At 60.8% G+C, this 11,939-nt stretch carries 10 protein-coding genes; 8 read left to right on the forward strand and 2 right to left on the reverse strand.

Translation table 11 applies throughout. The features are described 5' to 3' along the window. Genes ftsL through mraY form a run of 5 tightly spaced genes read left to right on the forward strand, consistent with a single transcriptional unit; the run spans position 1 to position 6,184 of the window. Positions 1 to 354 (forward strand): cell division protein FtsL, encoded by a 354-nt coding sequence (gene ftsL, locus BM174_RS09610; protein WP_093923643.1) that lies wholly within the window; start codon positions 1 to 3, stop codon positions 352 to 354. Continuing rightward, complete coding sequence (locus BM174_RS09615; RefSeq protein WP_093923644.1) at positions 351 to 2,147, forward strand: peptidoglycan D,D-transpeptidase FtsI family protein; 1,797 nt, start codon at positions 351 to 353, stop codon at positions 2,145 to 2,147. The genes ftsL and BM174_RS09615 overlap by 4 nt, the downstream gene beginning before the upstream one ends. A gap of 16 nt (positions 2,148 to 2,163) precedes the next feature. Next, positions 2,164 to 3,645 carry a UDP-N-acetylmuramoyl-L-alanyl-D-glutamate--2,6-diaminopimelate ligase gene (locus BM174_RS09620; RefSeq protein ID WP_093923645.1) on the forward strand — a complete coding sequence of 494 codons (1,482 nt, stop codon included), beginning with the start codon at positions 2,164 to 2,166 and terminating at the stop codon, positions 3,643 to 3,645. Next, complete coding sequence (locus tag BM174_RS09625; protein ID WP_093923646.1) at positions 3,642 to 5,069, forward strand: UDP-N-acetylmuramoyl-tripeptide--D-alanyl-D-alanine ligase; 1,428 nt, start codon at positions 3,642 to 3,644, stop codon at positions 5,067 to 5,069. The genes BM174_RS09620 and BM174_RS09625 overlap by 4 nt, the downstream gene beginning before the upstream one ends. A gap of 32 nt (positions 5,070 to 5,101) precedes the next feature. Then, positions 5,102 to 6,184 carry a phospho-N-acetylmuramoyl-pentapeptide-transferase gene (mraY, locus tag BM174_RS09630; RefSeq protein ID WP_093923647.1) on the forward strand — a complete coding sequence of 361 codons (1,083 nt, stop codon included), beginning with the start codon at positions 5,102 to 5,104 and terminating at the stop codon, positions 6,182 to 6,184. A gap of 78 nt (positions 6,185 to 6,262) precedes the next feature. On the opposite strand, the gene BM174_RS09635 is transcribed toward mraY, so the two are convergent. Then, positions 6,263 to 7,174, reverse strand: a complete 912-nt coding sequence (locus tag BM174_RS09635; RefSeq protein ID WP_093923835.1) for a glutaminase — start codon at positions 7,172 to 7,174, stop codon at positions 6,263 to 6,265. A gap of 74 nt (positions 7,175 to 7,248) precedes the next feature. Between BM174_RS09635 and murD the strand changes: the two genes are divergently transcribed. Beyond that, on the forward strand, positions 7,249 to 8,646 hold the full coding sequence (murD, locus tag BM174_RS09640) for a UDP-N-acetylmuramoyl-L-alanine--D-glutamate ligase (protein ID WP_093923648.1): 1,398 nt from the start codon (positions 7,249 to 7,251) through the stop codon (positions 8,644 to 8,646). On the opposite strand, the gene BM174_RS09645 is transcribed toward murD, so the two are convergent. Beyond that, positions 8,647 to 9,822: a BaiN/RdsA family NAD(P)/FAD-dependent oxidoreductase gene (locus BM174_RS09645; protein ID WP_093923649.1), complete on the reverse strand. Its 1,176-nt coding sequence runs from the start codon at positions 9,820 to 9,822 to the stop codon at positions 8,647 to 8,649. It abuts the gene before it with no gap. A 119-nt stretch (positions 9,823 to 9,941) separates the two neighbouring features. On the opposite strand from BM174_RS09645, the gene BM174_RS09650 reads away from it, so the two are divergent. Both BM174_RS09650 and ftsW read left to right on the forward strand, forming a co-directional pair. Beyond that, positions 9,942 to 10,469: a peroxiredoxin-like family protein gene (locus tag BM174_RS09650; RefSeq protein WP_093923650.1), complete on the forward strand. Its 528-nt coding sequence runs from the start codon at positions 9,942 to 9,944 to the stop codon at positions 10,467 to 10,469. A 279-nt stretch (positions 10,470 to 10,748) separates the two neighbouring features. Next, positions 10,749 to 11,918, forward strand: coding sequence for a putative lipid II flippase FtsW (ftsW, locus tag BM174_RS09655; protein ID WP_093923651.1), 1,170 nt, complete (start codon positions 10,749 to 10,751; stop codon positions 11,916 to 11,918). Positions 11,919 to 11,939: the final 21 nt, after the last annotated feature.

Raw genomic sequence — 11,939 nt, forward strand, 5'->3', positions numbered from 1 at the left:
ATGCGCGCCGTACTTTATATTCTGACCTCGCTGGCCGTCATCGGCCTTGCGTTCTGGGCCTACCGCGAGAATTACGCGACCCAGCAAACCCTCAATGACGCCGACAAACTGCGCCAGGGTATCCGCTCCGCCCATGCACGGCTTGCTGTATTGCGCGCCGAATGGGCGTTTCAGAACCGCCCCGACCGCCTCCGCGATCTGGCCGAAATCAATTTTGAGCGGTTGGAACTGTTGCCCCTGCATCCCGGCCAATTCGGGCAGGTCGATCAGGTTGCATATCCGCCCGCGCCGCTGTTGCCGATCACTGATCCTGTTGATGTCTCTTCCATGAATGCCACCGAGGAACCGCTATGATCCGCACGCCGCTTCGTCCTCTGGCCCGCATTCTGCAAGCCCGCGCCAAAGGTGAAAACCCCGACGCGATCGAGCGTGAGAACAAGCGCATTCGTCATGAGCAGATGCGCGATCACGCCCGCCAACGTGCCGAAGGCCGTCTGTTGGTCTTGGGCGTGTTTTTTTTCTGTGCTTTTGCCGTGGTTGGCGGGCGCATGGCCTTGCTGGCGACCTCCGATCCGGTCGAGCCGCGTGCCCACGCCCCCGGTGCGGTAATTTCGGCCTCACGCGCCGATATCGTCGATCGCAACGGCAATATTCTGGCGACCAACTTCGACACTCACGCGCTCTATGCGCAACCGGCCAATATGATTGATCCGGTCAGTGTGGCGAAAAAGCTGGTCGAGATTTTCCCCGATCTGGAGCAAGACCGTCTGGTCAAAGACTTCACCGGCAAGCGTAAATTCCTGTGGATCAAGAAAAAAATCAGCCCTGAACAGATGCAGGCTGTGCATGATGTCGGCGATCCGGGCTTGATGTTTGCGCCGCGCGATATGCGCCTATACCCCAATGGCACGCTGGCCGCGCATGTGCTGGGCGGTGCCAGCTATGGCAAGGAGGGCGTCCATGCCGCCGAGGTGATCGGTGTGGCGGGCGTCGAGAAATACTTCGACGACTATCTGCGTGATCCCTCGAACGGGGCCAAACCGCTGGAGCTGGCACTCGATCTCACCATTCAGGCAGCGTCCGAGCGTATCCTCTATGGCGGCATGAAGCTGATGAATGCCAAGGGTGCGACATCGGTGTTGATGGACGTGCATACCGGCGAGGTGATCAGCGTTGTCTCCCTGCCGAGCTTTGATCCCAATGATCGTCCGCGCCCTGCCGTGAAGGGCGACCCATCTGATAGCCCGCTGTTTAACCGCTCGGTGCAGGGGGTGTACGAGCTTGGATCGACCTTCAAGATTTTCGCTGCCGCACAGGCAATGGACTTGGGGCTGGTCAATGAAAACACGATGATCAATACAGCCGGCCCGATGCGCGTTGGCGGCCATGCGATCGGCGAATTCAAAAACCACAACTATGGGACCATCACGGTCTCCGACATTATTATGAAGTCGTCGAACCGTGGAACGGGCCGGATGGCGCTGATGATCGGCGGCGAGCGTCAGCAGGAATTCCTCAAGTCATTGGGCCTGTTCGACATCACCCCTTTCGAGATCATTGAAGCTTCGGGTGGCAAGCCCTTGGTGCCAAAGCGCTGGACTGAGTTAAGCGCTGTCACCATCTCTTACGGGCACGGTATTTCAACCTCTCCGATGCACCTCGCGGCGGCCTATGCGGCGATTGCCAATGGCGGCACAATGGTTAAGCCGACCCTGATGAAGCAAAACGGCCCTGTTGTTGGCCCACGCGTTATCACCGAGCGCACCGCCCGCGAGGCGCGCAAGATGTTGCGCCGCGTGGTCTCCGAAGATGATGGCACGGCGAGTTTTGCCGAGGTGCCCGGCTATATGGTCGCGGGCAAAACCGGTACGGCAGACAAGCCCAAGCCACGGGGCGGCGGCTATTACAAAGACAAGGTGATCGCGACCTTCGCCAGCATGTTCCCGGCCGACAATCCGCGCTACGTATTGATCGTGACGCTGGACGAGCCGGTTGAAACTTCCGGTGCGCAGCCGCGCCGCACAGCAGGTTGGACCGCCGTGCCCGTGGCCGCCGAGATGATCCGCCGCGTTGCACCGCTGCTTGGTGTGCGACCAGCTGTTGAACCCCTTGACCCAGACATGATAACGCTGACCAGCAGCAACTGATAAAAGACATGTTGATATGGGCAGCCGGGCCGTTTCGTTATCCTCTCTTGGCCTGACGGGCCGGGGGGGCGCCAACCCTGACATCACCGGCATCGCCGTGGACAGCCGCGAGGTGAAAGAGGGGACCCTCTTTGCCGCGATGCCGGGCAGCAAGGTGCACGGCGCCGAATTTATCCAATATGCCCTGCGCATGGGCGCTGCTGCTGTTTTGACCGACGCCAAAGGCGCGGCCATCGCTGCTGATCTGATGGCGGATGCAGGCGTCGCCGTGGTGATCTCCGACGCCCCGCGCGAGGCGCTGGCGCTGACTGCCGCGCTGTGGTTCGGCGCCCAGCCCGCCACGATGATCGCTGTCACCGGCACCAATGGCAAAACCTCGGTTTCAACCTTTGTGCGGCAAATCTGGATCGAAATGGGGTTGTCAGCCGTCAACCTTGGCACAACCGGAGTTGAGGGTGCATGGTCCGCACCATTGGCCCATACCACGCCCGAGCCGATTACCTTGCACCGGACACTGGCCAAGGCCGCTGCCAATGGCATCACCCATGCCGCGATGGAGGCATCAAGCCACGGATTGGATCAGCGGCGGCTGGACGGGGTGACTTTGCGCGCGGCGGGCTTCACTAATTTCACGCAAGACCATCTGGATTACCACGCCACATTTGATGCCTATTTCGACGCCAAGGCGGGGCTTTTTGCCCGTGTGATGCCCGAGGGCGGCACGGCGGTGATCAATATCGATGACCCCAAGGGCGTCGATATGGTCGCCATCGCCAAGGCGCGCGGCTGTGAGGTGATTACAGTGGGCCGCGATGGTGGCGATCTGCATCTGACAGGCCAGCGCTTTGACGCTACGGGGCAGGACTTGCGCTTTGCGTGGCGCGGCAAAACCTATCAGAAACGGCTGGAGTTGATCGGCGGCTTTCAGGCCGAGAACGTGTTGCTCGCGGCTGGCCTAGTGATCGCCTGTGGGGCCGACCCTGCCGAGGTTTTTGACACGCTGCCGCATCTGGTGACGGTGCGGGGCCGGATGCAACTGGCCGCCACCCGTGACAATGGCGCGGCAGTGTTCGTGGACTACGCCCATACGCCTGATGCCGTCGCCACCGCCCTTAAGGCGATGCGCCCGCATGTTATGGGACGCCTGATCGCCATCGTTGGAGCGGGCGGCGACCGTGATCGCGGCAAGCGGCCGTTGATGGGGCAGGCTGCGGCGGAGAATGCTGATATGGTCATTGTGACCGACGATAATCCGCGCTCCGAAACACCTGCCGACATCCGCGCAGCGGTGATGGCGGGCGCGCCCGAGGCGATGGAGGTCGGCGACCGTGCCGAGGCAATCTTGCGCGGTGTTGATGCGCTAGAGGCGGGCGATGCCCTGCTGATCGCAGGGAAGGGCCATGAAACCGGCCAGACCATCGGCGACGATGTGCTGCCCTTTGATGATGTAGAACAAGCCAGTGTCGCGGTGGCGGCGCTGGACGGGAGATTGGCATGAGCTTGTGGACAGCAGCAGAGGCCGCCGCGGCGACCGGCGGGAAGGTTGTGGGCGATTGGGCCTGTGACGGGGTTTCGATCGACACGCGGACCTTACAGCGCGGTGATTTGTTTGTAGCGTTGACAGACCTTCGCGACGGGCATGAATTTGTCGCCGCCGCATTGGAAATGGGCGCCGGCGCCGCGCTGGTCAGTCATATCCCTGACGGGGTTGCCGCCGATGCGCCTTTGTTGATTGTGCCAGATGTGCTGGCGGGGCTGGAAAAGCTGGGTGCGGCGGCGCGGGCGCGGACCAAGGCCAAAGTGGTGGGTGTGACCGGCAGCGTCGGGAAAACTTCGACCAAAGAGATGCTGCTGGCGATCTTGTCCGATCAGGGCCGCAGCCATGCCTCGGTGGACAGCTATAACAACCATTGGGGGGTGCCGCTGACGCTGGCGCGGATGCCGGTGGATACAGAGTATGCGATCATCGAGATCGGCATGAACCACCCCGGAGAGATCGCGCCGCTGGCCAAGCTCGCCCGCCCCGATGTGGCGATGGTCACCACCGTGGCCGCCGTGCATCTTGAGGCGTTTGACGACGTATCGCAGATTGCCATTGAGAAGGCCGCGATTTTTGAAGGCGTGCCTGCAGGCGGCACAGCGGTGATCAATGCCGATATCGAACATGCGGCGATTTTGATGGCCAAAGCGGTGGATTGCCGATTGCGCGATCTGGAGTTCGGGGTACACGGGCACCATTTCAAGTTGGGCGATGTGCAGGTGCAGGGCGACACGACCGTGGCGCAGGCTGATGCCGACGGCACACCGCTGATGTTCAGAATCGCCAGCCCGGGAAAACACTTTGCGATGAATGGCTTGGGCGCGCTTGCTGTGGCCAAGGCCTTGGGTGCTGATCTGGCGCTGGCGGCGCAATCGTTAGGCCGTTGGACGCCTTTCAAAGGGCGCGGCGTGCGTGAAACCATCGTGGTCGATCCGGTTGAGACCCATTTGGCGCTACAACTCATCGACGACAGCTATAACGCCAATCCGACCTCGGTCGGCGCAGCCCTTGACGTGCTGGCAGGTGCAACCGTCACCGATGGGATCGGGCGGGTCACCAAAGGCCGCCGCATTGCGATACTAGGGGATATGAAAGAACTCGGCCCCGATAGTATCGCCCTGCATGCGGGGCTGGCGCATCTTGAGGCGACCAAATCGGTCGATGTGGTGCATTGTGTCGGACCGTTGATGAAGGCGCTTTTCGAGAACCTGCCCGAGCATAAACGCGGCTCGTGGCATGAAACATCGGCTGAATTATTGAGCGGGCTGCGCAACCGGCTCGATTCTGGCGATGTTGTGCTGGTAAAGGGCTCACTCAGCATGAAGCTGGGCGTGGTCGTTGACGCGATCCGTAAAATGGGCCATCCGCAACACGTGGGGTAGGCTCCGCAAGATTATGAGTAAGGACACGACGAATGCTCTACTGGTTGACCCTGCTGTCGGATGGTGGCGACTTTTTTAACCTGTTTCGCTACATCACTTTTCGCGCGGGCGGGGCCTTTCTGACGGCGCTGATCTTCGGGTTTCTGTTTGGCAAACCGCTGATTGCCGTGCTGCGCCGCACCCAAGGCAAGGGCCAGCCGATCCGCGGCGACGGGCCACAGCAGCATTTCGCCAAGGCCGGCACGCCGACCATGGGCGGGCTGCTGATTGTGGGCGCTTTGTTGACCTCGACATTGATGTGGGCGCGGCTGGATAACCCGTTCATCTGGCTGGTGCTGTTTGTCACCATGAGCTTTGCCGCCATCGGTTTTGCCGATGATTATGCCAAGGTCAGCAAGCAGAACGTCAATGGTGTATCCGGTAAGGTCCGGCTTTTGCTGGGGTTTTTGATTGCGGGCATCGCAGGTTATTGGGCGGCGCAGTATCATCCAGCCGACTTGCAGTACCAACTGGCGCTGCCGGTGTTCAAGAATACGCTGGTTAATCTGGGCTTTCTCTTCGTGCCCTTTGCGATCATCGTGATTGTCGGTTCGGCCAATGCGGTGAACTTGACCGATGGTCTGGACGGGCTGGCGATTATGCCGGTGATGATCGCTGCTGGCGCTTTGGGGGTGATCTCCTATGCGGTCGGGCGGGTCGATTTCACCGAGTATCTTGATGTGCATTACGTGCCCGGCACTGGCGAAATTCTGATCTTTACGGCGGGTCTGTTTGGCGGTGGCTTGGGTTTCTTATGGTACAACGCGCCGCCTGCGGCTGTGTTTATGGGCGATACCGGATCGCTTGCTCTGGGCGGTGCGCTGGGGGCGATTGCCGTGGCAACCAAGCACGAGTTGGTTTTGGCGATTGTCGGGGGGCTGTTTGTGGTCGAGGCGATGAGCGTGATCATTCAGGTGCTGTACTTCAAACGCACCGGCAAGCGGGTCTTCCTGATGGCACCGATCCACCACCACTATGAAAAGAAGGGCTGGGCGGAGCCGACAATTGTGATCCGGTTCTGGATCATTTCGCTGATCCTCGCGATGATTGGTCTGGCAACGTTGAAGGTACGGTAGGCATATATTGAGTGGGGCGGGGGCGCTGCCCCCGTCCTGCGTACTCGTCCTGGGTACTATTGGCCAAAAAGAGCTTGGTTAGAAGACGGACCAGCTCATCTCGCGGGCGAGGATGGCGAGGGCTTTGGTGCCTTTAAGCGAATTGCCATAACGATTGAGGCCCGGCGACCAAACGGCGATGGAAGCGACATTGGGCACGATGGCGAGGATGCCGCCGCCGACGCCGCTTTTGCCGGGCAGGCCGACGCGATAGGCAAAATCGCCCGAACCGTCGTAATGACCGCAGGTCATCATCAGAGCATTGAGGCGGCGGATGCGTTGCGGCGAGATCATGCGCGGCAGCGCGGGTGCGTCGACGAGGAAGCGGCCTGCCATGGCGAGTTGCTTTGTCGTCATCTCGATCGCGCAGTGGTGAAAATAGGTGCCCAGCGTCAATTCGGGCGCGTTCAGCAGGTTCCCAAAAGAGGCGAGGAAATGGGCCAGCGCATAGTTGCGGTGGCCGTAGGCGTTTTCCGAAGCGGCAACGGTTTCATTGATGTGGATATCATCAGTGCCAGCGGCGTGGCGCACAAACTGGACAATCTCCGCCAGTGCATCGCGCGGCGCGCGGGTGCCGAGCACCTCATCGGTAGTGACAATGGCACCGGCGTTGATGAACGGATTGCGCGGGCGGCCTTGCTCCTGCTCAAGCTGCACAATGGAATTGAAGGCGCGGCCCGAGGGTTCGCGGCCCACACGCTCCCAGAGTTGATCTCCTGACCGGCCAAGCGCGATGGCGAGGGTAAAGACCTTGGTGATGGATTGCACCGAGAACTGGGTGTCGCAATCGCCTGCCGAGTGGCAAGTACCATCGGCGAGCACCACAGAGATGCCGAATTGTTCAGGATCAACGCCCGCCAACTCGGGAATATAGGTCGCGACCGCGCCCCAATCGGGATCGGCGCGCATCTCGTCGGTCAACCGCGGCAGGATTGCATCTAGGGTCGGCATCTCGCGGTGCTCCGGCTTGTGGCGGGCGCGCAATCCGCCCATGTTATGCGCCACGAGGTAACAGGGGTTTGGCAATGATTCCAGTGCAGGGATTGAACGGGGCGGTTGTTGCCGTGCTCGGGTTGGGACGTTCGGGGCTCAGCGCGTCGCGGGCATTGGCTGCGGGTGGCGCCGTGCCGCGCTGTTGGGACGACAACCCCGAGGCGCGCGAGAAGGCGGCAACCGAAGGGTTCGACTGTGTCGACCTCAAGCGTGATGGCGCGTTCGAGGGAGTGGCGCGGCTGATCGTCAGTCCCGGTATCCCGCATCTCTATCCGGCCCCCAATCCGGTGGTGTCGGCCGCCCTCGCGGCGGGCGTGCCGGTGGACAATGACATCGGGCTGTTCTTTCAAAGTTTTGCCGACGATAGCTGGGATGAGTTTGACACGGCGCCGCGGGTGATTGCGGTGACGGGGTCGAATGGCAAATCCACCACCTCGGCGCTGATCCACCATATCATGGAGCATGTCGGCCGTCCCAGCCAGTTGGCGGGCAATATCGGGCGCGGGGTGCTGGATATTGATCCGGCGGTGGATGGCGAGGTGGTGGTGCTGGAACTTTCGAGCTACCAGACGGAACTTGCGCGGGCGTTGACGCCTGATATCGCTGTTTTCACCAATCTCAGCCCTGATCATCTGGACCGTCATGGCGGCAAGGGCGGGTATTTCGCGGCCAAGCGACGGTTGTTCGCCGAAGGCGGGCCGGACCGCGCGGTAATCGGCGTGGACGAGGCCGAAGGGCGGTTTCTGGCGGGGCAATTGAGCGAGGGCGCGGTGGATGATCGGGTGATCCGGATCAGCGTCGCCGAAAAGCTGACCGGCCCCGGCTGGCAGGTTTTTGCGCGCAAAGGATTTTTGTCGGAGTATCGCAAGGGCAAGCAGGTCGGCTCGATTGATCTGCGCGGCGTTGCAGGGCTGCCGGGGGCGCATAATCATCAAAACGCCTGTGCCGCCTATGCCGCCTGTCGCGCGCTGGGGTTGGCACCCAAGGTAATCGAGGCTGCGTTTCACACATTTGGCGGCTTGCCGCACCGCTCGCAGACAGTGGGCGAGGCGGGCGGCGTGCGCTTTGTCAACGACAGCAAGGCGACGAATGTTGACTCGGCGGCCAAGGCGCTGGCGGCATTTTCTAACATCCGCTGGATTTGCGGCGGGCTGGAGAAAGAGGGCGGCTTGGGCGGGCTTTCGGGGGCAACGGCTGCGGTACGCAAGGCCTATGTGATCGGGCGTGAGGCGGCACAATTTGCCATGCAATTGGATGTGGAAGCCGAGGTCTGCACCACCATGGCGGCGGCGGTTGCGCGGGCATGGGAGGATGCAGAAGAGGGAGATGTGATCCTGCTCGCCCCCGCCGCAGCATCGTTTGATCAATACGATAGTTTTGAGCGGCGCGGCGAGGATTTCGTTGCGCAGGTCAAGAAGTTTGCGCCCTGATCAGCCTGCGATAGCGCGTGCGGCGGCCATGCCAGACGACCAAGCCCATTGGAAGTTATAGCCGCCAAGCCAGCCTGTGACATCGACCGCCTCGCCGATGAAATAGAGGCCTTGTGTTGTTTTGCTCTCCATCGAGCGGGAGGAGAGCGCGTCGGTATCGATGCCGCCGAGGGTGACTTCGGCGGTCCGGTATCCTTCGGTGCCCGAGGGGTGCAGTTCCCAAGCTTGCAGGGTGGTGCACAGATATTGCAAGCGGCTGTCGGACCAATCGGCGAGGTTGCCGGAAAGATCAATCTGTCCGGCGAGATGCTCCACGAGACGCGCAGGCAGCAAATGGGCAAGCTCGGTCGTTAAGTTACGGCGTCCGGCGGTCTGGCGCTGGGTGCGAAGCGCGGTGAAGATATCCGTGGTCGGGGCCAAGTTCACGGTGATCGGTTGACCCTCGTGCCAATAGGACGAGGCTTGCAGCACTGCTGGGCCGGAGAGGCCACGATGAGTGAACAGCAGCGCTTCCTCGAATGTCGTGCCATTCGCGGTGACTTTGGCTGGGGTCGCGACGCCGGATATCGTGGCAAAGCGGCCTTCGGCAAAGGTGAAGGGCACCAGTCCTGCGCGGGTCGGGGTGACGGGCACGCCAAACTGCGCGGCGATGTCATAGGCAAATCCCGTGGCGCCCATCTTGGGGATCGATTTGCCGCCCGTCGCGATCACCAGATTGCGAGTGGCGACTTTTGTTGTGCCGTCAGGGGTTTGCAGATCAAAGCTATAGCCGTTTTCGGTCTTGGCAAAGTTGCTGGCATTGCTCTGAAGGCGCAGATCGACACCGGCTTTTTGCATCAGGCCACGCAGCATCGCCACGATCTCTTTGGCGGAGGTGTCACAGAACAGCTGGCCGAGGGTCTTTTCGTGCCAAGCGATGTTATGTTGGTCCACCAGCTCGATGAAATCCCATTGGGTGTAGCGTGCCAGCGCCGATTTGGCGAAATGCGGGTTGCCGCTGAGAAAGGCGCTGGCGGTGCAGTGCATGTTGGTGAAATTGCAGCGCCCGCCGCCGGAAATGCGGATCTTTTCGCCGGGCGTGCGGGCGTGATCGACGATGAGTACGCGTCCCTTGGAATGGGCGGCGCACATCATGCCTGCGGCCCCTGCGCCGATGATTGCTGTATCAATCTGCATCTTGCGGCTGTGCCCTGTCATGCCCGCGCGGTCAAGATGGTGTGAGAATTGGCAGCCGCACCTTGAGATGCGCAGCGGTCCGGTTAGGTAGTTCGGGACACAGTCAAAAGGAAAACGCTATGACATCACTGACAGCCGGACAGGCATTCCCCGATATCAAAGTTAAAACACTCGGCGGCGACACCGTGGCCCTAGGCAAGCCCCAAGGCGGGCATGACTGGAAGCTGGTCGTGTTCTACCGCGGGCTGCATTGCCCCATCTGCAAGAAATACGTCGCGCAACTTGATGGCATGGTTGAGAAATTCAATGATATCGGCGTCGATGTTGTCGCCGTTTCGGGTGATCCTGAAGGCAAGGCGAAAGACTTCGTGGACGAGACCGGCGTCACCCTGCCTGTCGGCTATGGCCTGACGTTAGGCGAGATGGGCCAACTCGGCCTTTATATCTCCGACCCGCGCAGCCCGCAGGAAACCGATCAGCCATTCGCGGAGCCCGCGCATTTTGTGATCAATGGCGACGGTAATATCCAGATCCTCGATATCTCGAACGCGCCTTTCGCGCGGCCTGATCTGGAGATGTTGTTGGGCGGAATAAAATTCGTGCGCGAAAAGGACTATCCGATCCGCGGTACCCACAAAGCGGCATAGAGATTTCCCGCGATTTGAGCATTGCCGAAACGCAGACAACCGCAGGTTATTCGATCAGACAGAAGAGGCACCGCTGCCGGAATGCGCATATTCCGGCAGCGGCCGCAACGGGCGGCTGGGGTACTATCGAATCCCGTCCACCCGACTGCCCAGCGTTTTAACGCTCCGAGAGTTAAATTACGGTAGCTTGAGCCAACGTAATTGGTTATGCTCGCGCCTGAGACCCCGCAAAGGGGCCACCCGGAAACGGGCAATCGAGGCAGTGCAAGGCAGATATCCATGACAGAAATGGTCTATGGCGCGGTTCCCGTTCGGGATGGTGAGCCAATTCTCCCAAAATGGTGGCGGACGGTCGACCGATGGTCGCTGTCTTGTGTGCTGATGCTTTTTGCCTTGGGCATGTTGCTGGCACTCGCCGCATCGCCGCCGCTGGCCGCGAAAAACGGCTTTGATCCTTTCCACTATGTACAGCGTCAGGCGTTCTTTGGCGGGCTGGCGTTGATCGGCATGATTTTAACATCGATGATGTCGCCCACTGTGGTGCGGCGTCTGGCCATCGTCGGATTTATCGGGGCGTTTCTGGCACTGCTGATGTTGCCGTTCTTTGGCACCGATTTTGGCAAAGGCGCGGTACGCTGGTATTCGCTGGGCTTTGCCTCGGTGCAGCCGTCCGAGTTCCTCAAGCCCGGTTTCGTCGTTGTGGCCGCTTGGATGATGGCCGCCTCGCTTGAAATTAACGGCCCTCCCGGCAAGACATGGAGCTTTGCGATGTGCCTTGCCATCGTGTTCATGCTGGCAATGCAGCCCGATTTCGGTCAGGCCTGTCTGGTCCTGTTCGGCTGGGGCGTGATGTATTTTGTCGTCGGCGCGCCGACGATCCTCTTGGTTGGTATCGGCGGTTTGGTCGTGCTCGCCGGGACTGTCGCCTATTCAAGCTCCGAACACTTTGCCCGTCGTATTGACGGGTTTTTGAACCCCGATGTCGATCCTACCACCCAGCTTGGCTATGCCACTGATGCGATCCGCGAAGGCGGCTTGTTTGGTGTGGGTGTGGGCGAGGGCGCAGTGAAATGGTCGCTCCCCGATGCGCATACCGATTTTATCATCGCCGTTGCCGCCGAGGAATACGGGCTGGTTTTGGTGCTCTGTGTGATCTTGCTTTATACTGGTGTGGTCGTGCGCTCTCTGCTGCGTTTGGTCCGCGAACGGGATCCGTTCATCCGCCTTGCAGGGACGGGGCTGGCCTGCATGTTCGGTGTGCAGGCGATGATCAACATGGGTGTGGCCGTACGCTTGCTGCCCGCCAAGGGCATGACCTTGCCGTTTGTCAGCTATGGCGGCTCGTCGGTGATCGCCAGCGGGATCGCTGTTGGCATGTTGCTGGCCTTTACCCGCAGCCGACCGCAGGGTGAGATTTCTGATATACTTGGCCGGGGACGGGTGCGTTGAAGCAGCCCGCCCTGCGGAGGA

Source organism: Sulfitobacter brevis (genome assembly GCF_900112755.1).
Classification (GTDB): domain Bacteria; phylum Pseudomonadota; class Alphaproteobacteria; order Rhodobacterales; family Rhodobacteraceae; genus Sulfitobacter; species Sulfitobacter brevis.

Bases quoted from the DNA above. Each gene is read 5' to 3' on its own strand.
- BM174_RS09635 (WP_093923835.1), bottom strand. From the start codon at position 7,174: ATGCCGACCCTAGATGCAATCCTGCCGCGGTTGACCGACGAGATGCGC.
- ftsL (WP_093923643.1), top strand. From the start codon at position 1: ATGCGCGCCGTACTTTATATTCTGACCTCGCTGGCCGTCATCGGCCTT.
- BM174_RS09625 (WP_093923646.1), top strand. From the start codon at position 3,642: ATGAGCTTGTGGACAGCAGCAGAGGCCGCCGCGGCGACCGGCGGGAAG.
- BM174_RS09620 (WP_093923645.1), top strand. From the start codon at position 2,164: ATGGGCAGCCGGGCCGTTTCGTTATCCTCTCTTGGCCTGACGGGCCGG.
- BM174_RS09645 (WP_093923649.1), bottom strand. From the start codon at position 9,822: ATGCAGATTGATACAGCAATCATCGGCGCAGGGGCCGCAGGCATGATG.
- ftsW (WP_093923651.1), top strand. From the start codon at position 10,749: ATGACAGAAATGGTCTATGGCGCGGTTCCCGTTCGGGATGGTGAGCCA.
- BM174_RS09615 (WP_093923644.1), top strand. From the start codon at position 351: ATGATCCGCACGCCGCTTCGTCCTCTGGCCCGCATTCTGCAAGCCCGC.
- murD (WP_093923648.1), top strand. From the start codon at position 7,249: ATGATTCCAGTGCAGGGATTGAACGGGGCGGTTGTTGCCGTGCTCGGG.
- BM174_RS09650 (WP_093923650.1), top strand. From the start codon at position 9,942: ATGACATCACTGACAGCCGGACAGGCATTCCCCGATATCAAAGTTAAA.
- mraY (WP_093923647.1), top strand. From the start codon at position 5,102: ATGCTCTACTGGTTGACCCTGCTGTCGGATGGTGGCGACTTTTTTAAC.